19 protein-coding genes, 1 pseudogene and 1 other annotated feature are annotated in these 23,424 nt (G+C 37.1%); of the genes and pseudogenes, 5 read left to right on the top strand and 15 right to left on the bottom strand.

Features of this window, described 5'->3' with window-relative positions; all coding sequences use genetic code 11:
• Positions 1 to 16: 16 nt before the first annotated feature.
• The 5 genes from ACWATA_RS12075 to pxpA are packed head-to-tail and all read right to left on the bottom strand — an operon-like array spanning position 17 to position 4,650.
• On the bottom strand, positions 17 to 1,012 hold the full coding sequence (locus tag ACWATA_RS12075) for a 5-oxoprolinase subunit C family protein (RefSeq protein ID WP_155008094.1): 996 nt from the start codon (positions 1,010 to 1,012) through the stop codon (positions 17 to 19).
• Positions 1,009 to 1,764, bottom strand: a complete 756-nt coding sequence (gene pxpB / locus ACWATA_RS12070; RefSeq protein ID WP_430093804.1) for a 5-oxoprolinase subunit PxpB — start codon at positions 1,762 to 1,764, stop codon at positions 1,009 to 1,011. The genes ACWATA_RS12075 and pxpB overlap by 4 nt, the downstream gene beginning before the upstream one ends.
• A 17-nt stretch (positions 1,765 to 1,781) precedes the next feature.
• Positions 1,782 to 2,573: a putative hydro-lyase gene (locus tag ACWATA_RS12065; RefSeq protein WP_430093801.1), complete on the bottom strand. Its 792-nt coding sequence runs from the start codon at positions 2,571 to 2,573 to the stop codon at positions 1,782 to 1,784.
• A 52-nt stretch (positions 2,574 to 2,625) separates the two neighbouring features.
• Positions 2,626 to 3,864: an NRAMP family divalent metal transporter gene (locus ACWATA_RS12060; protein ID WP_033579076.1), complete on the bottom strand. Its 1,239-nt coding sequence runs from the start codon at positions 3,862 to 3,864 to the stop codon at positions 2,626 to 2,628.
• A gap of 24 nt (positions 3,865 to 3,888) precedes the next feature.
• Positions 3,889 to 4,650 carry a 5-oxoprolinase subunit PxpA gene (pxpA, locus tag ACWATA_RS12055; RefSeq protein ID WP_028413248.1) on the bottom strand — a complete coding sequence of 254 codons (762 nt, stop codon included), beginning with the start codon at positions 4,648 to 4,650 and terminating at the stop codon, positions 3,889 to 3,891.
• A gap of 427 nt (positions 4,651 to 5,077) precedes the next feature.
• Between pxpA and ACWATA_RS12050 the strand changes: the two genes are divergently transcribed.
• Positions 5,078 to 6,640, top strand: a complete 1,563-nt coding sequence (locus ACWATA_RS12050) for an alpha-amylase family glycosyl hydrolase (RefSeq protein WP_034266384.1) — start codon at positions 5,078 to 5,080, stop codon at positions 6,638 to 6,640.
• Positions 6,641 to 7,026: 386 nt separating this feature from the next.
• Here ACWATA_RS12050 and ACWATA_RS12045 read toward each other — a convergent pair whose 3' ends face one another.
• The 4 genes and pseudogenes from ACWATA_RS12045 to ACWATA_RS12030 all read right to left on the bottom strand — a co-directional run.
• Positions 7,027 to 8,595: a 2-isopropylmalate synthase gene (locus ACWATA_RS12045; RefSeq protein WP_049164699.1), complete on the bottom strand. Its 1,569-nt coding sequence runs from the start codon at positions 8,593 to 8,595 to the stop codon at positions 7,027 to 7,029.
• 57 nt (positions 8,596 to 8,652) lie between these two features.
• Positions 8,653 to 8,896, bottom strand: a binding site (T-box leader).
• A gap of 454 nt (positions 8,897 to 9,350) precedes the next feature.
• Positions 9,351 to 9,686 (bottom strand): hypothetical protein, encoded by a 336-nt coding sequence (locus tag ACWATA_RS12040; RefSeq protein ID WP_049164703.1) that lies wholly within the window; start codon positions 9,684 to 9,686, stop codon positions 9,351 to 9,353.
• Complete coding sequence (locus tag ACWATA_RS12035; protein ID WP_473050221.1) at positions 9,686 to 9,841, bottom strand: EndoU domain-containing protein; 156 nt, start codon at positions 9,839 to 9,841, stop codon at positions 9,686 to 9,688. Before ACWATA_RS12035 ends, ACWATA_RS12040 begins: the two co-directional genes overlap by 1 nt.
• A gap of 752 nt (positions 9,842 to 10,593) precedes the next feature.
• Positions 10,594 to 11,550 (bottom strand): annotated as a pseudogene (locus tag ACWATA_RS12030) (T7SS effector LXG polymorphic toxin); the annotation flags it as partial.
• A gap of 552 nt (positions 11,551 to 12,102) precedes the next feature.
• Here ACWATA_RS12030 and ACWATA_RS12025 point away from each other — a divergent pair.
• Complete coding sequence (locus ACWATA_RS12025) at positions 12,103 to 12,447, top strand: hypothetical protein (protein ID WP_047750898.1); 345 nt, start codon at positions 12,103 to 12,105, stop codon at positions 12,445 to 12,447.
• Between the two features lie 182 nt (positions 12,448 to 12,629).
• Here the strand turns inward: ACWATA_RS12025 and hemB are convergent, their stop codons facing one another.
• Positions 12,630 to 13,619, bottom strand: coding sequence for a porphobilinogen synthase (hemB, locus tag ACWATA_RS12020; protein WP_033579082.1), 990 nt, complete (start codon positions 13,617 to 13,619; stop codon positions 12,630 to 12,632).
• 238 nt (positions 13,620 to 13,857) lie between these two features.
• Positions 13,858 to 14,028 carry a hypothetical protein gene (locus tag ACWATA_RS12015; protein WP_473049872.1) on the bottom strand — a complete coding sequence of 57 codons (171 nt, stop codon included), beginning with the start codon at positions 14,026 to 14,028 and terminating at the stop codon, positions 13,858 to 13,860.
• Positions 14,029 to 14,701: 673 nt separating this feature from the next.
• Between ACWATA_RS12015 and ACWATA_RS12010 the strand changes: the two genes are divergently transcribed.
• A complete protein-coding gene (locus ACWATA_RS12010; RefSeq protein ID WP_473049871.1) occupies positions 14,702 to 15,373 on the top strand; it encodes a hypothetical protein in 672 nt (223 codons plus the stop codon).
• Positions 15,374 to 15,826: 453 nt separating this feature from the next.
• On the opposite strand, the gene ACWATA_RS12005 is transcribed toward ACWATA_RS12010, so the two are convergent.
• Positions 15,827 to 16,285 (bottom strand): GNAT family N-acetyltransferase, encoded by a 459-nt coding sequence (locus ACWATA_RS12005; RefSeq protein WP_028413207.1) that lies wholly within the window; start codon positions 16,283 to 16,285, stop codon positions 15,827 to 15,829.
• Positions 16,272 to 17,705, bottom strand: a complete 1,434-nt coding sequence (locus ACWATA_RS12000) for a class I adenylate-forming enzyme family protein (protein ID WP_473049870.1) — start codon at positions 17,703 to 17,705, stop codon at positions 16,272 to 16,274. The genes ACWATA_RS12005 and ACWATA_RS12000 overlap by 14 nt, the downstream gene beginning before the upstream one ends.
• Positions 17,706 to 17,858: 153 nt before the next feature.
• Between ACWATA_RS12000 and ACWATA_RS11995 the strand changes: the two genes are divergently transcribed.
• Both ACWATA_RS11995 and ACWATA_RS11990 read left to right on the top strand, forming a co-directional pair.
• Positions 17,859 to 18,416 (top strand): biotin transporter BioY, encoded by a 558-nt coding sequence (locus tag ACWATA_RS11995; RefSeq protein WP_473049869.1) that lies wholly within the window; start codon positions 17,859 to 17,861, stop codon positions 18,414 to 18,416.
• 14 nt (positions 18,417 to 18,430) lie between these two features.
• Positions 18,431 to 19,525 carry an acetyl-CoA C-acyltransferase gene (locus ACWATA_RS11990; RefSeq protein WP_462857351.1) on the top strand — a complete coding sequence of 365 codons (1,095 nt, stop codon included), beginning with the start codon at positions 18,431 to 18,433 and terminating at the stop codon, positions 19,523 to 19,525.
• A gap of 11 nt (positions 19,526 to 19,536) precedes the next feature.
• Here the strand turns inward: ACWATA_RS11990 and ACWATA_RS11985 are convergent, their stop codons facing one another.
• On the bottom strand, positions 19,537 to 20,193 hold the full coding sequence (locus tag ACWATA_RS11985) for an MtnX-like HAD-IB family phosphatase (RefSeq protein WP_028413203.1): 657 nt from the start codon (positions 20,191 to 20,193) through the stop codon (positions 19,537 to 19,539).
• Between the two features lie 17 nt (positions 20,194 to 20,210).
• Positions 20,211 to 23,417 (bottom strand): SNF2 helicase associated domain-containing protein, encoded by a 3,207-nt coding sequence (locus ACWATA_RS11980; RefSeq protein WP_473049868.1) that lies wholly within the window; start codon positions 23,415 to 23,417, stop codon positions 20,211 to 20,213.
• Positions 23,418 to 23,424: the final 7 nt, after the last annotated feature.

Here is a 23,424-nt window from a genome sequence, read left to right as displayed (position 1 = left end):
TCACTCCCGTTTTGTGTTATTTAGTTGAAGCAAGGTTAATAGCAATCTTCAATTCTTGAAGCATCTGTTCTTTTTCTAAATAGATTTTTTCTGCTTCATGAAGCGAAATGTGAGAAAAATAGATGGATTCTCCGGGCTTTACTTGAGCTAAAAGCGGTAAATCCGCTGTGATGACTTGAGCGATTTTAGGATATCCTCCTGTAGTTTGACGGTCTGCTAACAGGATAATGGGATTTCCATCTGGCGGGACTTGAACAGAACCTTGTGAGACGGCTTCAGACAATAGCTCTTTTTTTTCTTGAAGCTGAAGAGAAGGTCCATCCATTCGATAGCCCATTCGATCTGATTGATTTGATACTTTAAAGGGTTCTTGAGTAAAATGACTTTGGCTTTCAGCTGTAAATAAATCAAATTGACCCCCATTCATAACACGGACACTTGGTTTCTTTGTAAAATGGACAAATTCTTTATAATTTACGGACCATGAAGAAGTATATACTCCTTTTATCAGTTCATTGGAAAGAAAAGCAGGCTTTGAAGCAGCAGGAACAGATAGAGGTAAAACGTCGTCTGTTTGTAATGCTCTTCCTTTATAGCCACCAATTTCCCCCCTCAAATACGTGCTTTTACTATTTAACACTTCATTAATAGAAAATCCTCCAGCTACAGATAGATAGGAACGACAACCAGTTCTACAAGGCCCAAATGATAAAGTGCCTCCTTTTGGAATAAATAAAGGTTTCCACATCGGGACTGGCTTTCCGTTGACCGAAGGAGTTAAATCTCCACCTGTGATCGCTACTAAACAATCACTTTCTATTTCAAGGGTAGGCCCCATTAGCGTAACTTCAAGTCCCGCTTCTTTTTCATCGTTACCAACTAGTAAATTAGCAATTCGAAGAGAATAAGAATCCATTGCACCGCTTACAATTACACCGTGCTGCTGAAATCCTTTTCTTCCCAAATCTTGAATGCTTGTCAATAACCCGGCTTTACTAACTCTTATACTCATTTTTCTCCCTCCTTTGCCTGTAGTTCTTGATGCTCTTCTTTAGAGATAGGCTCAAATTTTACAATATCTCCAGCCTGCAGCAAACTTGGAGGATTTTGCTCCGGCAAAAACAGTTTAATCGGCGTTTGACCAATTAGCTGCCATCCTCCGGGAGTGGAAATAGGATACACTCCTGTTTGCATTCCTGCAATACCAACCGAACCTGCAGGAATAGAGGTGCGAGGAGACGAGCGGCGAGGCGTAGCAATTTTTTCAGATAGTCCTCCGAGAAACGGAAATCCAGGAGCAAATCCAATCATGTACGCTAAGTACTCGCCTTCAGAATGAATACTTATTACCTCTTCAGGTGTTAAGTTATGGTGACGAGCGACATATTCAAGATCAGGTCCATACTCTCCTCCGTAGCAAACTGGAATGGAAACCGTACGATGGTCTAACTCTTTTTCTGTCTGTTCGTTCTCTAATTTGCTTTGAAGGATAGAAGACACTACTTCAAAAGGAGACACAAATTCTTTTTTCTCCTTCTTTTTCACAGCTGCTACCACTTCAAGAGGGTTATAAAAGATCGTAAGGTTCGTAAATGCCGGCACGCATTCAATAAACCCAGGGAAAGGATTTAATTCTATTGAATCTTTACACGTTTTGATTTGTTTATGAATATCGTACTGAATACTATCTCCAAACGTTATAACAAGCGCTGAGTCGCCAAGCGGAGAAATAACAGCTGGCGCTTTTGTTATGGTTTGATTCATATCTACACCTCTTTCTTTTATAAAACACCTAGTTTTTCATCTCGAATATCTGTAATAAACATATGTCCAGGAGCATGTGTAATCATAATAGAAGGTTTTGTTTCCATTGCTACAGCTTGAGGAGTTACGCCACAAGCCCAGAACACGGGAACTTCGCCTTCTTTGACGGAAACAGCATCGCCAAAATCCGGAGAGTGAAGGTCTTCAATACCTATTGCAGTGGGGTTTCCAATGTGAACAGGTCCTCCGTGCACAGCTGGAAAACGTGAAGTTACTTGCGCTGCCCGCACTACGTCTTGCTGAGGAATTGGGCGCATACTAACGACCGTCGAGCCGTGGAATATTCCCGCTTCAGCGCATGAAATATTTGTTTTATACATAGGAACATTACAGTTTTCTTCAATGTGACGAACAGGTATGCCGTTGTTTAAAAGTGCGTGTTCAAATGTAAAACTGCAGCCGATGAGAAAAGCTACCATATCTTCTGTCCAATAGTCTTTGATATCGGTTACTTCTTTTACCAGTTCCCCATTTTCATAGATTCGATACTTCGGAATGTCTGTACGAATATCTCCGGACGGAGCCGCAAACTTTGGAACAGGAGATCCAACGTCCGTTACATCTAAAAGAGGACAAGATTTAGGATTACGCTGACAGAACAATAGAAAGTCAAAGGCTTGTTTCTTTGGTAAAATAGCTAAATTAGCTTGAGCATAGCCGTTTGCCATGCCTGCCGTTGGGTGAATAAGCTGGTTGTTACGGATTTGCTGACGAAGTTCAGCTGGAGTTAGTTGTGAAAGGTTTGACATGTTTCTATCTCCCATCATTACCCGCACACAACTTGCGTGCGGGCACATTGTTTTATTTAAATAATTGAGGAAGCTGATCCATTAACGTATAACCGCCCATTAAAGCCATTACAATAACGACAAGTACACCAGAAATGGTAAGCCATAAAGGATGCTTATACTCACCAACGATGCTTTTTTTATATGCAGCAACTAGTAATGTTCCAAGGGCAATCGGAAGAATTAATCCATTAATTGCTCCAACTAACAGAAGAACTTTTACAGGTTTTCCAATTAAGACAAACGACAGAGTTGAAATAATAATAAATCCAATAATAATCCAGTTTGAGTTTTTATTAAGTTTTTCACTAAACGTTTGAATAAACGAAACGGATGTATAAGCAGCTCCCACTACAGACGTAATAGCAGCAGACCACATGACAATACCAAAGATTTTATAACCGACGTTTCCTGCTGCGAGCTGAAACACGGATGCTGGAGGATTGGCCGGGTCAATTTGTAACCCTTTAGATACAACGCCAAGTACAGCTAAAAACAAAGCGATTCGCATAACGGAAGTGATAAGAATTCCTGTTACAGAACTTTTAGTGACTTGAGGTAAAGAATCGATGCCTTTTACCCCGGCATCTAAAAGACGATGTCCGCCTGCAAAGGTAATATAACCACCAACAGTACCTCCAACAAGCGTAACGATCGCAATGATGTCGATTTGATCAGGTTTAAAAGATTTCACTACAGCTTCTCCAACGGGAGGTGAAGTAGTAGCTGCTACATATAGCATTAGCCCAATCATGACAAAACCTGCAATTTGCGTGAAGCGATCCATTGCTTTTCCAGCTTCTTTTACAACGAAGATTAGCACGGCAATAACTGCACTAATTGCAGCTCCGGCTGTTGGAGAAATACCTGTAATCGCATTTAATCCAAGACCGGCACCGGCAATATTTCCAATATTAAATGCAAGTCCTCCAATTACAATTAAAATAGCGAGCACGTATCCTAATCCGGGAAATACCATATTGGCGATTTCTTGTCCGCGTTTTTCAGAAACGGCAATAATCCTCCATACGTTGGTTTGAGCAAAGATATCAAGAATAATTGAAATTAAAATAACGAATCCAAAGCTTGCGGCTAAATTTTGTGTAAATACGGTAGTTTGAGTTAAAAAGCCTGGTCCAATAGCCGATGTGGCCATTAAAAAAGCGGCTCCAAGCATTAACGTCCAGTTTACTTTAGGTGCAGCCGAAAGCTTTTGCTGAGGTGTTGATTTTTTTATTGGCTCCAATATCATCTTCCTCCTGATTGTATGTAGTTTTTATTGTGAAATAGCCTTAACTACCACTTCTGATGCTTGTAAAGAACGGTTGACATGACGAGCAAATTCAAGTGCGTGAGCCCCGTCTCCGTGAATACAAATCGTGTCTGCCTGCAATTCTACATCCTTGCCTTGCTGAGATTTGACTTTCCCTTCTTTCACCATTGTAATAACTTGAGAAACAGCTTCGTTGTCATTTTCAATTAAAGCATTTGGTTCTGTACGAGGCGTAAGAGAACCGTCTAACTGATAGGTACGGTCTGCAAATACTTCGTTGGCCGTTTTCAAACCAATTCTGTTACCGGCTTGAATCAGCTCACTTCCAGATAATCCAAACAAAATCAGCTCAGGATTTACGTTGTAAACAGCTTTTGCTATTGCTTCAGACAACGCTTTATTTTTAGCAGCCATGTTATATAGTGCACCGTGAGGTTTTACATGCTGCATTGATAACCCTTCTGCTTGCAAAAAACCGTTTAATGCACCAATTTGATAGACTACGATATCGTAGGCTTCCTGAGGTGAAATATTGATGTTTCTGCGTCCAAAACCGATAAGGTCCTGTAGACCAGGATGAGCACCAATTTGCACTTTTTTTTCAGCGGCCAATTTTACCGTTTTTCTCATGACGCTTGGATCCCCTGCATGAAATCCACAGGCTACGTTCACAGACGTCACGTGTTCTAAAATGGCTTCATCATTGCCAATGCGATAAGCACCAAAGCTTTCCCCTAAATCACAGTTTAAATCTACTTTATTCAATTCGTTCTTCCCCCTTAAAAACTTCATTGTAAGCGTAATCATTTGCAGATAGTAAATAAAATCCAAGCTGAATTATCTGCATCAATACTTCAAGTTCCGTTTTTCGGAACTTCAGTACCGTTTTTCAGTTATATTTGGATTTTAGCACGAGATGATGAATTGAACAACAACATTGTCAGAATATTTGACATAGTCATTATTTTTATTTGGATAATACTCCCTTATTTTATTTGTATTTTCTATCTATAGCCTTAATATAATGCAGCTTCTTAATGCCATTGGACACAGTAAATAACTAGGTTGTCAGAATAATTACTAGTTCAAAATAATCAAAATAAAATTTTCGTTGTAATCGTTTTCAAAGAGGTGCTATATTTCAATTGTAGTCAATTTATGCAAACGATTGCAAAAAAAAGGGGATGAAACGATGAAAGGGAAAAAATGGACAGCTTTAGCTCTAACACTGCCGCTGGCTGCTAGCTTATCAACAGGCGTTCACGCCGAAACCGTACATAAAGGTAAATCTCCAGCTGCAGATAAAAACGGTGTCTTTTATGAGGTGTATGTAAACTCTTTTTACGATGCAAATAAAGATGGACATGGTGATTTAAAAGGTCTTACACAAAAACTGGACTATTTAAATGATGGCAATTCTCATACAAAGAATGATCTTCAAGTAAACGGGATTTGGATGATGCCGGTCAACCCTTCTCCTAGCTATCATAAATATGATGTAACGGACTATTATAACATTGATCCTCAGTACGGAAATCTGCAAGATTTTCGCAAGCTAATGAAAGAAGCAGATAAACGAGATGTAAAAGTTATTATGGACCTCGTTGTGAATCATACGAGCAGTGAACACCCTTGGTTTCAAGCTGCGTTAAAAGATAAAAACAGCAAGTACAGAGATTACTATATTTGGGCTGATAAAAATACCGATTTGAATGAAAAAGGATCTTGGGGACAACAAGTATGGCACAAAGCTCCAAACGGAGAGTATTTTTACGGAACGTTCTGGGAAGGAATGCCTGACTTAAATTACGATAACCCTGAAGTAAGAAAAGAAATGATTAACGTCGGAAAGTTTTGGCTAAAGCAAGGCGTTGACGGGTTCCGCTTAGATGCTGCCCTCCATATCTTTAAAGGTCAAACACCTGAAGGCGCTAAGAAAAATCTCCTGTGGTGGAATGAGTTTAGAGATGCGATGAAAAAAGAAAACCCTAACGTATATCTAACGGGTGAAGTATGGGATCAGCCGGAAGTAGTAGCTCCTTATTATCAGTCGCTTGATTCCCTATTTAACTTTGATTTAGCAGGAAAAATTGTCAGCTCTGTAAAAGCAGGAAATGATCAAGGAATCGCTACTGCAGCAGCGGCAACAGATGAACTGTTCAAATCATACAATCCAAATAAAATTGACGGCATTTTCTTAACCAATCATGACCAAAATCGCGTCATGAGTGAGTTAAGCGGAGATGTCAATAAAGCAAAGTCAGCTGCCTCTATCTTACTTACGCTTCCTGGCAACCCGTATATTTATTACGGTGAAGAAATCGGCATGACCGGTGAAAAGCCTGATGAATTAATCCGTGAACCGTTCCGCTGGTACGAAGGAAACGGACTTGGACAAACTAGTTGGGAAACACCTGTATACAATAAAGGCGGCAACGGCGTGTCTGTAGAAGCACAAACCAAACAAAAGGACTCTTTGTTAAATCATTACCGTGAAATGATTCGCGTACGTCAGCAGCACGAAGAGTTAGTAAAAGGAACGCTTCAATCTATTTCAGTAGACAGTAAAGAAGTTGTTGCTTATAGCCGTACGTATAAAGGCAACTCCATTAGTGTGTATCATAATATTTCAAATCAACCTGTAAAAGTATCTGTAGCAGCGAAAGGTAAATTGATTTTTGCTAGTGAAAAAGGTGCTAAAAAAGTCAAAAATCAGCTTGTAATTCCGGCGAATACAACGGTTTTGATAAAATAATTTAAAACACCCTTTACGTGATTACTTGGTAATTACCTAAAGGGTGTTTTATTCCTCCTATGCTACAACTGTCGTACTCGCGCATCCGCCCTGCCCTCTTTTAAAAATAGTTACATGATTGATATAAGGTCTGTTTAGTTAATAAATTAGACCTTTTTGGACAAGCAAAAAGCAATTTACCTTTATAGCCGATATGTCATATTCAATTTTAGTTAAAGTAATTCAGGTTCCCGCAATACAAAAACCTTAGAAATCCATAGATTCCTAAGGTTTTTATATTCATGTTTCTTTTCATTCGTCATAGTAGCCTAACTTAATATCCAGTAAATATTGACAAGTCCATACCTTAACAAACTAAGTACATTCCATTAAATATTACCTTTTATTTATTCAATCGGAAGTAAAGTATCAACCACGATACTGTTTACAGCATTGATATATGCAAATGCACTTGCTTTCATAACATCCGTATCTGTTGCCTTGGCAATATACTTTTCGTCTTTGTATTCCACTTGGATCTTTACTTTTCCCAATGCTTCCTTACCTCTTGATACACTGCTAATATTATATTCGATCAATTTAATATCTAAATCACTAATTTCTGTAATAGCTGAATACAAGGCATCAATCGGGCCAGAACCGACTGCACTACTTTTCAATATTTGATCACCCTTTTTAATCTTCACACTTGCAGACGGGAAATTTGTATTACTAATCACTTGCAAATCGATTAGTTCATAAAAATGATGACTATAGTGCATTATATCCTGATTATGAATATCATTTTTCGCATAATAATTCTCAACGATGACATATAAGTCATGATTATATACTTCTTTTTTTGCATCTGCCAATGCAAGGAAAGCTTCAAATATCCCTTCAAATTGCATGTTAGTCATCCCATTAAAGCCTAATGATTCAAGGGCATTTTTCACCGCATGACGTCCAGAACGGGCGGTTAAAACAAGTTCCATATCGTCTAAACCGACTTCAATTGGGCTAATGATTTCGTAAGCATCTCTTGCTTTTAATAAGCCGTCTTGATGTATACCTGAAGAATGAGCAAAAGCATTATCACCTGTAATAGCTTTGTTTACTTGTACATCTAATCCCATTAAACTACTTACCAATCTAGATGTATTCATGATTTCTTTTGTATTAATATTTGTGTACGCATTATAAACTGATGAGCGCGTATTAATTGCCATGACGACCTCTTCTAGTGCAGCATTGCCTGCACGCTCACCAATGCCATTTATCGTACACTCGACTTTATCTGCCCCATTTTTAATTGCAGCTAACGTATTCGCAGTTGCCATACCAAGATCATTATGACAATGGACACTTAAAAGCACTTTATCATTCAAATTTTTCAAGCGATTATTTATTTTAAAGATTAGTTCACCAAACTCTTCTGGCTCGGCATAGCCAACTGTATCGGGCACATTAATAATGGTAGCTCCTGCCTTTACAACAGCTTCAATCGTTGCCCATAAATATTCAAAATCGGAGCGAGACGCATCCTCCGTTGAATATTGTACGTCTGGTAGAAGTGTTTTTGCATATTTTACTGCATCAACACCAAGATCTAAAATTTGACTTTTCGATTTTCCAAACTTCTTCTCCACGTGAATGTCTGAAGCGCCTAAAACTATATGGATTAACGGTTTTTTAGCATATTTCACACTATTATAAACAGCATCAATATCAGCCTTTACTGCTCTTGCTAACGCTGTAATGATCGTTTCGTCTGTATTTCCTATTTTCATAGCAATTTCTTTCACAGCATTAAAATCACCAGCTGAAGATGAAGGAAAACCAGCTTCGATAATATCGACTTTCAGCTTCTTTAGTTGCTGTGCTACTTCTAGTTTTTCATACAGGTTCAGCTTAGCCCCCGGAACTTGCTCGCCATCTCTTAAAGTCGTATCAAACATCCAAATTTTTCTCGTCATTTCAGAAACACTCCTTTGTCATATTAATGTATAAAAAAAGCCCCGTCTCTATAAAAACATAGAGACGAGGCGTTGCTCGCGGTACCACTCTAATTGATCAATCATTACATAATTAACCCACTCATTTTCGGCAGCTATCACCACCTATCTTCATAACGGTAGAAAACCGACATCCCCTACTTATAATATTCAGGGAGTAGCTCTTGGATGAGTTCAAAGGCAATAACTACCGATTCTCACCAACCATCGGCTCTCTGACAAGTTTATATATCCTTCTACTATTTCCAATCTTTGCTTATCATTATTTGATTACATGCAATATTATATCTATCTACTCATTTTGTCAACGTAGTTTTTTGAATAAAAAAATAATTCTTAATATAAAAATAACTATTTCTTAAATCATTAGTTTGCACATAAACATCTACTACCTTTGAGTAGTGTTTAAATTATTTACTTAAAAATAATTTTGTCTATTACATACTTTGTAGAAAAAGTTCATATTTTTCTACAAACTATATAAAACGATTATAAAAGTTCTGTGCTAGATCAAAGGCGATTTTATATGGTTTTTAAACCTAAACTGACATTGAAAAACGTTCGTTAATTAAGTTTAATTTTCGTTCACAAAGATATTCTTTTTTCTATTCTGAGACCTAGCATGATGGTAACCAAAAAGGAGCCTTTATACGAGATTTCTTTTTTCTTCATCTCGTATAAAGGCTCCACCATACTTTTAAGTTAATTAATTTCTATTATGCGTATTTATTTCTAACAGCATCATCCCACATAAGCAGAATCTGTTTTAGCTCATCTGTTTCAATTAGACAATACGCCTTTTGACCTTCTTCAGCATATTCATTCACAATTTTTGTTACATCATATTTAATTTCTATAGTACAGGCATTTCCAGTTAATTCTTCATAAGAAGATTGCTTTGAAAGTACTTTATCAATTAAATCTAGCCATAATTTCGATCCATCTTCTTGTACATCACTTGATAATAAATCTATAACTAAAAAAATTTCATCAGGTACATTTATCATAAGCATTCCCTGGTTATCTTCATAGATTTGAACATTATATTTCATTACTGGTTCCCTCCTCTTTCTCTTATTGGAAAAGCAGTATTTATCTTTCCTTCTGAATTTATATACATCCTAATTGTTAAACCCTCAGAAGTCCTTCCTGCATATAAACCTGATTGAGGGTTAATAATGCGTTTATTTTCATAAGCTTCGTTAATTGCATTAAGAACTTGAGCTCTGTTCCAATCCTTTGGAAAAAAGTAGAAACAGGTATTTTTTCAATACCATTCACAGAAACTTTTGCACGATAAATTCCTCTGCTGTCAGGAGGGTCTATTACCTCTACAACTTTTCCTCCGCCCATCATACTCTCGTGATGATAACCTACTGCTTTTTGACGTCGATTTACTTGTCCATGGAAAACATGTTCTACCGTATGGGATGTAACACCTCTTGGACTTTGAGCCCCTTCACTACTTCTAGAAAATAACATCATTGTAGAGTCATTAATTTCTGAAGTGACGTTTTTAACATATGTACTACTTAGTGTATTAATATTTTTTCTTTGCTCAGCAAAGGCTAGGCTCCTTTGAGGAGTTGACCCCAAATTCTTTGTAGAAAGTTGGTCCAGACTATATTGAACTTTCCTTTTTAGGAATCCACTTAAATCGGCGGCTTGTTTTACATCTTCTGCAATCCCAGCTGTGCCTTTCACAGAAACCCCTACTCCTAAGAGACCTCCTGCAGCTTGAAGCAAGCTAGTTTGCTTCTCTTCTTTGGTAAGTTTGTTTCCTAATAAGTCTTTCCCCATTGTATACTCGTACATCCCATTCGTTAACAAGAGACCATAGAGACCTTTTTCTGTTTGTTGGAGTGTTTTGAAAGCTTTTGGTGTATGATAAAGAGCCATTGCATGATGCGCGGCACTCATGCCTTTAGTGGTTTTGTAGACCACACTGCCTCCTTTTACAGCTCGCCCTGCCCAACCTACAAATGGAATAAATCCAGCTGCTGCCATCGCTCCAGCTGTCACTCGTTGCGTTGTAGAAAGCTTTGTATGTGTAACCGGATCGACGCCCTCTACGGCTCGCTTATAATCATAGTATCCAGTAAGTTCTCCAACGATATCCAGGCCTTTTTCATACCATGGTTTATTAGCTTGAATTTGTCCTTGCTTTTCAGCTTCAATAGCTTCCTTTTGAGCTTTGATTCGCTGCTTTTGTTCTGCTTTTTCTTCTACATAACCTGAAGCGACTTTATCGATTTGCTGCTGTGTTTTGTATGCTTCACTATTTTTGTAGGCATTGGCATCAAAGACTAGCTGATAAGCACTGCCTCCTTGGGAGGTCATCTGTTCCAAACTATTTACGCTGAATTGCACAGATTCATAGAAGGAATCTAACATTCCATATTCACTTGAAAGCTGATTATCTAGTTCTTCTACTGCTGTGATGGTATCTGTTCTCTTTTTCTCAGTTGCGCTTAAATCATCTTCAAATGCGTCTGTAGAAAACGGTGTAATATGTATAATATCTTCAATATTGCTTAAAATCGATTCAAGTTCAGCGTGCTGCTGTTCAACCATCTGCTTGGAACGATCATTGGCAACTTCCAGCTCTTGTTCTAAAAACGATACATCTACAAACGTGTCACCTTTTAATTTAGCATGTTCGGCATAGTCTGCAATACTATTAAAATAGGATCGATGTGAGGAAACAAGACTTTTCCAATGTGTGACGGTATCCACTTGTGTTTTATAAAAGCCTTTGATGTTATCGGCACCTTTTCCTTGAAATTCATGATCTAGTGTAGCCATTGCATGAAGAGCTTTTTTTAATGCTTCTAACTGCTCATCGAATACTTTATACGCTTGTACACGGTCTTTTGCATAGGCCAAAAGCATATTGGCTTCATATACTTTTCCCATTTATTATAAACCCTCTTTACCTTATGATTAATGCATCTCTGATGCGACATTTTCCTCTATTATCCATTATAAGATTACTAGTACACTATCTAAATAGGATAATAAGACCTTTTATAAGTGTAATGATGCATTAAAAAGGATATAATTTCAAAATAGAAGATAATACTTATAGGTATAAATGTTTATTTCAGGTTTATATCATGTATAACAACATCATAGAACGTCCGATTACATGCGTTGAATATACCTCTACGTATAGACTGGACTTGAGTCAATACTTTAACATTTACTTACTGTAATTAAAAACATAGATAAAGTTATTCTCTAAAAAAGATTTAATTACAACACTTATTTTTAAAGATATATGCATATGAATCTACAAATTTGGCCAGACTAATAACGTATTCCCCCCTAATCCAATAAATTTGAAAATCCTTTGCCTCTCGGGCAAAGGATTTTTTTATACAGATATTTCTTGAGATGAAAAACCTGGCAAATAAATTTCCTTTATAATTAATGGTAAAATAATGAATATAAAAGGAGGGAAGTAAATTGAAAAATAATGTGACAATCACTCTTACAGCAATTGTACTAATAGGGGCAGCAACTTTCTACTTCGTTACATTTTTTGCATATATCCCGTCTGATAAATTCTCCGGTTCCCCTGTACCTAAAAATGCACAATTAGTAAAAGAAAACGAACGTTTAGACATGTATGATTGGTCTAAAGCTTCTGAAGAAAATGGGATACCATCAGGATATAAATTAGCAACTAAATCAAAAGGGTGGCAGGAGAAAGATCGAGAAAGAGCCTCTACTTATTATGAAAAAGGAAATAAAAAAATTGATTTAATATCTCAAACGAATGAATTAACCCTAATTAAAGATAAAAATTAAATACAAGTGAACTAAAATGAACTAGCTCAGGTGTTAGACACAGTTTAACACCTGGAGGCTAGTTCACGAACAGTATTCTTATCTACTTTTAATCAGCGTATGATACATGCTTTTAGTTAACATAAACGCGTTATCCGTAACAAAAAAAGCACCTAATCATAATACTAGATTCTTTTTTTACACTACTCTTTACTTTGTATTTTACGGGCAGCATCTACTGCAAAATAAGTGAGAATACCATCACACCCTCCACGTTTAAATGCAAGTAAAGTCTCTATAATCACTTCATCTGGATTTAGCCAACCTTTTTCAAAAGACGCCATCATCATAGAATATTCTCCACTCACTTGATAAGCAAAAGTAGGAACAGAAAACTTAGTTTTTACACGTTGAACAATATCTAAGTAAGGTAGGCCTGGTTTTATCATTATCATATCAGCGCCTTCTTTTATATCTAGTTCTACTTCACGTAAAGCCTCATCCGAGTTTGCAGGATCCATTTGATACGTTTTTTTATCCCCTTTAAGTCTCTCACTTGAATTTAAGGCATCGCGGAAAGGACCATAATAGCTAGAGGCATATTTTGCTGCATACGACATTATTCTAGTGTTGTGTAAATTCTCTTTATCTAAGGCAGTTCGAATAGCAAATATGCGACCATCCATCATATCAGATGGAGCAACAACATCTATTCCAGACTTTGCTAATATTAATGCTTGTTGAACCAACACACGAACGCTTTCGTCATTATCAACATAACCATTAACAAGTATTCCATCATGGCCGTGATCTGTATAAGGATCTAAAGCGACATCCCCAATTAAACCGACATTTGGGTATGCTTCCTTAAGTAGTTTTGCTGCCTGACAGATTACATTATTTGAATTTAACGCCTCAGTTCCAATTGAATCTTTTTTACTGTCTGGAATAACTGGAAATAAAGCAATTGCTGGAATCCCTAATTCTACAGCTTCTTTTACATGTTGAACTAAACAATCTAAACCGACTCGAAATTGACCTGGCATAGAATTAATTTCTTCTACTCCTGCCTCTTCTTTTACAAATATTGGCCAAATTAAGTCATTAACTGTTAATTCATGCTGGGCAATTAAACGACGATTCCAATCGTCCTTTCGATTTCTTCTCATACGAATTACTGGGAAGTTTTCCATTTCTATATCAATCCTCCATTAATTATTTAGATAAAATCTATCTACACAAACTATTTAAGTATATATTAGTATTCCTTACTAGTACATAAAAGGCTACTATCCCTGATTAACTTAGGAAATTAGGAAAGAATAAGTCCTTTGAGAAGCGCTAGATTTATCAATATCCTATACAAAATTAGTTAACATAAAACCTATTATCGGCAGCAATAAAGAGCTTGAATCAATTGATCCAAGCTCTTTACCAGTTATACCAAATAAAAATTCCGACTATAATTAAAGGCACACAAGCCATTAAGACTCCATAAAGTGAGAACTCGAATTTCTCTGGGTTACCCATATAAGATTTTATCCCTGCTCTATCTAGGCTAGGCTTTTCAATTTCCGATTCCTCTTTCTCTTTATCAGACATACTAATTCACTCCTCCATCAGGCACTGAAATTCCAGTTTAAATAATTACTAATCTAGAAAGCATGGATTCTATACATATTTTTAATGTTGTAAGCAACTTTTTACAACTGTCCGGCTACTGATAACAGTAAAATTAAAAGAATCACAAATACTAATAAAATTGAGCCTCCTATTATTAGGAAAGTCTTTTTGGTGTTTAAGTTGTAAGTTTTTCGTAGGAATAATCCAAGAAAAATTATCGCTAAAAATATGGACCAAAACCCTAGCCACTCTAGATGTATATATTCTAAAATTGAAAAATTAAATATAAATGGCATAAAAAGAAACTCGTGCAAAAAAAGAAATGTAAAAACTATAAATAAAAAAAGGTATGTAACAGATGACAAGCTTTTAAACAAGTTTGTTTCCTCTTTCCTAAACAACATTAGAAGTTATATAAACTAGATAATATTGCTTTATTATTTCTATTCCTTTCTAATTAATTTTACCATAAAAGGTATTTAGAGGTAATCAGTTGGTGTATATACCGTACATTTTTAGTTACCATAATCCACGTTATAAGAACCAATATCATGGCATTTATTGATAAGATTATTTTAATTAAACAATATAAAACTACCATTTTGTGTTAAATTTAATTTATGTTATTTAAAATACTTAAGGTGGTTATTTAATGAAAAAGAGATTAGGTTGTTTCCATGCTCATCACTCTAATATTGAACATATCGAAAAAGCTCTAAAACCCTACAACATTGAACTAATTCATTTCGTAGATCCTGGCTTAGATCGTATTAAAATGGATTCTAACTTTACAAAAGAAGCAGCACAAAAGAAAATTAAGGATACGTTAGAATGGATATCAAGTTGTCACGTAGACGCTATTTTGATTACATGTACCTTTTTTACAGCTAATATCGAACAAGATAAACTTGCCTACTCGATTCCTATTATTAAAATTGATGATCCTTTATTTCATTCAATCTGTGAGAAAGGTGAACCCCAAATTTTAGTCTTCACCAACACAAACACCGTAGAAGGAACAATGAATCAGCTAATTAACTTTGCAACTAAACAGAAAAAAAACATTCAAGTTGAACCTTATCTCTTAGAAAACACCTTTAATCTTGTTATGGAAGGTAAGAAAGAAGAATATATAGAAGCTGTAACAAGTGGATTAAATCAACTTATAAATAATCACCCTGATAAAATTGTTTCGGCAGCCCAATTATCAATGGTACCTGCAGCAGAAATTATTGAATCAAAAACAAATACTTACGTTGGAAACCATTTAAAATCATTATCTACTTACGTAGAAGAACTACTAAAACTAAACGTTTATCAATAATCAGTGAAGTATCCATATTTTTAAAATTTATATGTATACCATATACAAATCCAGTTAACATAATACCTCTTTCCGGAACACACCACAAAAAAGAACCCTTTTGAGAGTAAGGGTTCTTAGGCAGAAAAATATATATGGTAGGCAGCTTTTTATACATCCTTGATATGAAAGGCTTTATCAGAGAAATAGATGAAGAAAGAATGCATAAAAAAGCAGTTTTTTATACATCTGCTAAACAGTTTAAATAGTTAATTTTATATTAAAACCAGATTCTTTTCTTCTGCTAAAATTGAGTACAATTGCAAGATCCTTCAAGTCACGTCGAATAGAAGGATTACGCTGTCTTCAACAGGAGCATAAGGCTCTGATAATAATAAAGTGGTTCCTATATTTTCTTTCTTTTGATCATTTAATGTACAATAAAAAATCCGCGGATATAATCCACGGATTTTCTTACAGTTCTTTTTCCAAACAGTTAACTTGATTATGATGCAGCGGCTTAGTGGCGTACTGGGTAAAACCAAGGCGCTCCCAAAACAGCTTGGCTCTAGGATTTTGAGACAGGACACCAAGGCGTAGAACAGAAATTCCTTCTTCTTTTAGCTTGTCTTCGAATGCTAAATATGCCTGCGTTCCGAAACTGAAATTGTGATAGGCGCTATGAATAATGAAAGCTCCAATCCACGGATGATCATCGTTAGGGTTTTGTTTCATGTAATCAATAACCCCTACGTATGTATCGTCGGCTTTTATAAAATAACTGTCTGTTTTTTCATTCATATATTCTTTAAAAAGCTCTTCTTCCCTCCGCTCTTTCTTGCCGTTTTCTAACACGTTATAAGCTTCGTTTGAATTGATAATCTCTGACACAATATACATCGTGTCAGCTGTAACGGGTTCAAATGAAATCATATGTCTTCCCTTCTTTCTCTGTAAAGTAGCTGTATATCGTTGCTTTGTCAATTTTACCATTTTTCATTCGCGGAAAGGACGTTAAAACTCTCCATACGCGCGGGATTTTATAAGAGGATACTCGTTTTGTCAGCGCTTGTCTTACATCAGAAAGAGAAATGTTCTCTAAGACAATTGCTGCACCTACGACTTCTGAACGTTCAGCATCTGCTACGCTAAAAACGGCTGCTTCGCTAACGCCCGATATTTGTAGTAGCAGCTCTTCAATTTCTTCAGCATATACTAAGCTTCCGCTGCTTTTGATTACATTTTTGTCTCTTCCTACGATGGTAATGTTTCCGTCTGGAAGCTGAACCGCAATATCATGCGATGTAACATATCCGTTAAAAAATGAGCGGTTCGTTTCTTCGCTGTCCTTAACAAACCCTTCGAATGCTTGAGTTGTTTTCACAAACAGTATTCCTTTGTCTCCTTTTTCTACTTCTTTTCCACGTTCGTTCAGGATTAAAACGTCTACACTGTCAACAGGATAGCCTACTGTATGAGGCAGCGTTTCAGCGGTATCTGGTGAAAGTACCGTAACAAATCCCATTTCAGAAGATCCGTAATATTCATAAAGAGAGGAGTTAGAAAACGCTCGTGAAAATTTCTTTCGAACGGAAGGCGATAATTTATTTCCTACTGAAATCACGGTTTTTGGCAAAAGTCGTTTTTCTTTCGGTCTGCTTTGTATGTACCGAAGCAAAGGAGAAATTAACGCGGGTGTAATAGACATACAGCTAGCTTCCTTGTTAAAAACAGCAGAAGGTGTAAACGCTTCTAGCATGATAGCGTGCATCCCGCTGCAAAGCGCATGCAAAACTGGGTAAAGCTGGGCAGAATACGAGATATGTAAAGGAACAAGCACTTTGTCGTGTTGCTCTAAAGAAAATATATCCGACCACTCTTGAAATGATGAAGACCAAGAATAATGCGATTTTACAAACCCTTTTGGTCTCCCTGTTGATCCAGAGGTAAATCCAAATAAAAATAAATCGGACAGTGCATTCACTTGCCGTACGGGCAGGATTGGTTTTTCTTTTGTCATGTTAGTTAAAGAAGACGTTTTCCATAGCCAATTCGGGGACTGAATAGAAAAATAGGTATCCACTTCAGCCTCTGTTAGCTCATTATGTAAAAGCATCACAATTCCACCAGCTTTTAAAATCGCTAAAAATGACACAACAGCTTCTGCATTGTTTGGCATACTTAACGCAACGAGCTCTCCTTTTTCCATCCCTTTTTCTTTCAGCTGATTTTCGGCTTTGCATACATGATCCCACATTTGACCGTAGCTTAGTTTATTAACAGAATCCGATAGTGCGAGTCTGTCCGGCGTTTGTTGACACTGATTAAAAACTAGTTCTTCAATTCGATTCATTACTCCGTAAGCTCCTTTTTATTTTACTTTTAGTGTACCGTAAATACGGGTTTGAGAAAAGAAAAATGTAAACTTCAATAAAAATTAAGTTGACTAATTTAAGTTTAATAAGATACGATAGTCATGTTTTATCCTACATAGCGGAGGTTTACGATGAAAACAAAAGATATGACGTACGTTTCTTTATTCACGGCTATAATGGGAGCTCTAGGACTCGTCCCTCCTATTTTTTTATCTTTTACACCTGTTCCAATTACTCTTCAGCCTATGGGTGTTATGCTGTCGGGAGGAATTCTTGGCGCTAGATTAGGAGCTTTAAGTCAATTTCTTTTTTTATGTTTGCTAGCAGCTGGCGTTCCTTTACTTGCTGGAGGACGCGGAGGAATTGGGGTATTTTTGAGTCCGAGTGCTGGATATATCATTGGCTATGTGTTTGCCGCTTTCTTTATTGGCTGGACGTTAACAAAGTTAAAAAATGTAACGGTTGCAAAAGTTTTTGCTGTCAATGTGTTATTTGGGATTGTGTTAGTCTATGCCTGTGGTATTCCTGTGCAGGCAATGCAGCTTCACATTCCGTTTCTGAAGTCTCTTCAGCTAAGCTTTGTTTACCTTCCAGGTGACTGTATAAAAGCAGCGGTCGCGGCTTATTTAATTACAAAAGTTCGAAAAGCAGTAGCGGTACCTGGCCGTTCGAACACGGCTTCTATGTAAGGAAGTGATGACTTATCTATCAAGCAGCAATTGTAAAAGCGAAGCGTACGGTCATTGGAAAAGAAAACGGTCTACTGAAAGATTTTCATGTTCAAGAGCTAGCAGCTCCTTTATTAAAACAGCTTAGCGCTGGAATTGAACATGAAATTGATGACGTTATTTTAGGAAATGTTGTAGGTCCAGGAGGAAATGTAGCCAGGTTATCCGCTTTAGAAGCGGACCTCCCTTTTTCTATCCCGGGAATGACCATTGATCGTCAGTGCGGAGCTGGCTTAGAGGCGATTCGAATGGCCAGCTATTTGATAAAAGCAGGTGCAGGAACGTGCTATTTAGCTGGAGGCGTTGAAAGTACAAGTACTTCTCCTTTTGAAAAAAGAGCACGTTTTTCTCCTGATAAAATTGGTGACCCTGACATGGGGATCGCAGCAGAAAACGTAGCTCAGCGATACAATATATCTAAAGATCAGCAGGACAGATATGCTCTTTTAAGTCATGAAAGAAGCTGGGAGGCTTTTGAAAAAAGGTTGTTTGAAGAAGAAACGCTTCCTCTTCCAAACGTGATGCACGATGAAGCATTTATGAAAAAACGAAACCTAACAAAGCTGCTGCAAAAAGCCAGCCCCGTCTTTTTAAAAAAAGAAGGCACCGTCACTGCAGCCAACAGCTGTGGAATTAACGACGGAGCCTGCATTGCGCTTGTGATGGAAGAGCAAAAAGCACGCGCTTTAGGCTTTCAGCCCGTTTTGCGTTTTATTGACGCTGATATTTCAGGAGTGTCACCTCTTTACCCTGCTATTGCACCAGTTTCTGCGATTAAAAATATCTTGAAGCGAAATTCTCTTACGGTAGATGATATTGATTTATTTGAAATCAATGAAGCATTTGCTGTTAAAGTTGTCGCTTGCATGCAAGAACTGGGAATATCAGAAGAAAAAGTGAATATTCGCGGAGGAGCATTGACCTTAGGACACCCTTACGGAGCATCAGGAGCTATTTTAGCTACGCGTCTTTTTTATGAGAGCAAGCGCCGTGACGTGCGATATGTCATAGCAGCTTTAGGAAGCGGAGGCGGAATAGGAACAGCGGTATTATTTGAAGTAATCAAATAATACCGCTGTTTTTATGCCTTTTTTATTACATTATGTTGCATCAAATATTGCTCAATATCTTTAAATGTCTCAACCGGAACAAATGAAACGTTTTGTTCGCGCAGTAAATCTTGCAAAGAATCTTTCGCAAAGGTAACATCTGCATGTTTTGCGGGATGTGAATCCGGTTCGCTGTCTCCAGCAAAATAAATCGTTTCGTATGCCTCTTTTAGTTCTTGAATAACAACAGATTTATCAATGCCGTAGCGTTCTGAATGCCATCTGTGAGCAGGATCTAGACGCAAGTGAACGTTGTTTTGATGGAAATATCCTTCATTCGAATAAACTTCCACTTTTTCAACACCGTATTTATCTAACAGCGGTTTAATATAGTACGTTGTTCCAGCGCTTAAAATATAAAAATCCCCGCCGTTTTTCTGAACAGCTTTAATAAAAGCGGGCACGTATTTATCAATTGGAATATTCGCTACTTCTTCTAAAATTTTCGGTTCTTCTTGGTGAATGGATTGAAAAACAGTAGATAAAAAATCAATATCTTTCATTTCTCCTGCTTTCCACCGGCGGAAAAGCTCTTCACCTTCTGGAAAATACTTTTCAATCACAATCCAGTAAAAATCTTTTTTTGAAATCGTTCCATCAAAATCTGATACAAACGCCCATTTTTTCATTCCTCACACATCCTTTGCTACATACTAAGCAGTTCTCGGAGCTCTTCTTCTGTCAAACTAGAAAGCATTGTTTCTCCCGGTTGAATAACCTGTTCGATGAGTTCTTTTTTCTTTTGCTGCAAGGCGTAAATTTTTTCTTCGATGGTTCCTTGAGAAATAAGCTTGATGACCTGCACAACATTTTTTTGTCCAATGCGGTGTGCACGGCCTGCCGCTTGTTCTTCAATCGCGGGGTTCCACCATAAGTCGTATAAAATAACCGTATCGGCTCCCGTTAAATTTAAACCCGTGCCTCCGGCTTTTAATGAAATTAAGAAAATGTCTTGTTCTCCATTATTAAACCGATCCGCCATTTCCACTCGTTCTTTTGATGGCGTTTGACCGTCTAAATAAAAGTATGAGAGATTTTCTTTTTGAAGCTCTTCTCGAATAATATGAAGCATGCTTGTAAACTGAGAAAAGATTAACAAGCGTTTTCCGTTGGCAACCGCATTTCTTGTAATTTCAAGCAGCTGCTCTAATTTGCTTGAATACCCTTCGTAATTTTCAACGAATAGGGACGGATGACAGCAAATCTGGCGAAGTCTTGTTAATCCCGCCAAGATCTTCATTCGGTTTTTATTAAAATCTTCACCGGCTAAAGATGATTTTAATTGCTCTAAATAGCCTACATATAACTCTTTTTGTTCTTTAGTCAGCTCAGATAAATGAGTGGTTTCAATTTTATCAGGCAGTTCTTTTAACACATCCTTTTTTACTCGTCGCAGTAAAAATGGTCTTACAATTCGGCCGACCTGCTCCGATGACATGTTTTTAAACTGGCGAAGCCCTGGAAATAAGCCAGGAAGAATGGTCTGGAAAATTGACCAAAGCTCATCAAGTGAGTTTTCAATAGGAGTACCGCTAAGCGCAAAACGTTTTTTAGCTGAAATAGTCCTAACAGCTACTGCTGTCTTCGTTGTATGATTTTTAATACTTTGAGCCTCATCTAGAATTAAAGCATGAAAATGAAGATGCTGATACAAATCGATATCTTGACGCAGCGTTGGGTAAGATGTAATCCATACGTCAGCTGTGCGTTTTAGCTTCTCCTCACGCTCGCTCGGCGTTCCTGTAATGGTTTGAACCGTTAAATTCGGTGCGAATTTCTCCAATTCGTTGCGCCAGTTATAAATCAAGGAAGCCGGCACAACAATTAAAAAAGCACTGCTGTCTTCATCAAGCTCTTTTTCAGATAGGATATAGGCAATGCTTTGAAGCGTTTTTCCAAGCCCCATATCATCAGCCAGCACGCCTCCTAAAGAGTAGTGAGCCAGCGATTTAAACCACTTAAACCCATTGTACTGATAATCACGCAGTGATGCCTGTAGGGATTCCGGTACTTCCCAATCCATTTCCTCTGGAGATTTGAGCTGTGTAAGTAACCTTTTAAATGCTGAGCCAAATTTAGCAGCTGATTTATCACCCGCACTCATAATCTCTTCCACTTGCATTCCTCTATATAAAGGTACCTGCAATGAGTTATCCTTTAAATCTTTTTCCGTTACGTTCAGCTCACGAAACAGATTTTGGATATGTTCAAAGCCTTCGTTTTCAAGAGGAATAAACGCACCGTTATCTAGACGATGATAGCTTTTCTTTTCTAAAACAGATTTTAAAACATCTTGAACGGTCTGATGATCAATGCCTCCTAAGTCAAAATTGATCTCTAATAACCCATTGCTGTTTTTGATGTCAACCGTTGTTACGGGTTCCGAAAAATCCGTATAGGCATAGTCTTTCATCTCATCCGTAATATACACATCCGCTATTTCATCAAGCTTTGGAACAATATGAAACAAAAATTGATATAAAGATGATTCGTCTTGATTTAAATACAGCTGGTTTTTATAAATGTTTAAAGGAGCTGTTTCAATTAAGTCCATAACGCGGTCTTCTTTTTCTAAATCTCGTATTAAGATTTTATCGTACTTTTCAGGTTGAGGTGAAAATGGATTAATTGAAATCTCTCCGTAATTGTACCGAAGCGTCACAAAAAGTTGTTCATCCTCACGATCAATAAATACTTTTGCTTTTAGTTCAGGTGCAATAATCTGATGAGATACTTCCTTTGCGATATCTACTTTCCCCACTTTTTTTAGTCCTGGAACGACGTGAGATAAAAAATTGCCCATCTGCTCTTCTGCTATAGGTACGACTGGCTTTAAAGGCGCCGTTTTTCGAAGTCCTTCAAGAAGCATTCGCTGATCTTGAGATAGCTCATAAAACGTCCCGTTTAAAAATAACCATCCATATCGATCAAAAAATGAAGCTTGATGAAGTTCCGTAAAGTCTAGCTCAAATCCAGCTGCCGAATGCTTATTTATTTGAAATGAAAAAGGAGCTGAGCTTTCAGCAAAAATAATATTTTCATACGAGTGCCCGTCATGAATAAATGTAAAGTTCCGATCTTTAAGGAGTTTAAATAACTTTTCGGCTATGATGGAGGGAATGATTAGTTCTCTGTTATTTGCAGACGAACGATACATGGAATAAGAATTTTTATAAAATGATTCATTTGTCATAATATCCATCAGCAGCTCAATGATTTTCTTATCTTCTTCTATAAAAAAATTTTCCTCAGGGTCATATTCGAAGCGCTTAGTAAATTCGTGAGTTTGGAATTCTTTAACGTCTGTTAAAAATTCTTGAATGTTTTTTACTACATATGTCCGGTCGACGCCTACTTTCATTTCAAGCGCTACGTACATTCCTTCTGAACGTAAAAATTCTTCTGAGTAAGACTTGCAAATAAATTCTACTTTCAACGGATCTTTATCTGCATATTTCTTATGGTCGCTTATGGTTTGCTGATAGCTCGAAAATAAGTCGATAAAATGATTTACATTTTCGTATTCTTTGCTTTGGCGAAAAGGCTTTGTTTTAATTGGCTGCGGCTTTGCGCGCTCATCGCAAATGGTTAATAAAACAGCTACTTCGTGTTTGCATTCTGAAAACTCGTGATAAGCAGGACAATCGCAGAATGAATAAAAAGAATTTCCTTTTTGTTCAACCATTACCGTATACATTTCTGCACCTCGAACGGATGCTGTCCACGTAGTGGTCTGTTCATTGTATTCCAAATCAAGCACACGCCCCTGCTTGTAATACGTGTGTCCTCTATAGTACGTTCTGCTTGAGTACGAATCTTTTAATTGTTCTTTGTTTAATGTTTTATTTATCATCGCTTCA

The organism is Priestia sp. USM5 (genome assembly GCF_058323215.1).
This window is presented reverse-complemented; position numbering and strand designations above follow the sequence as displayed.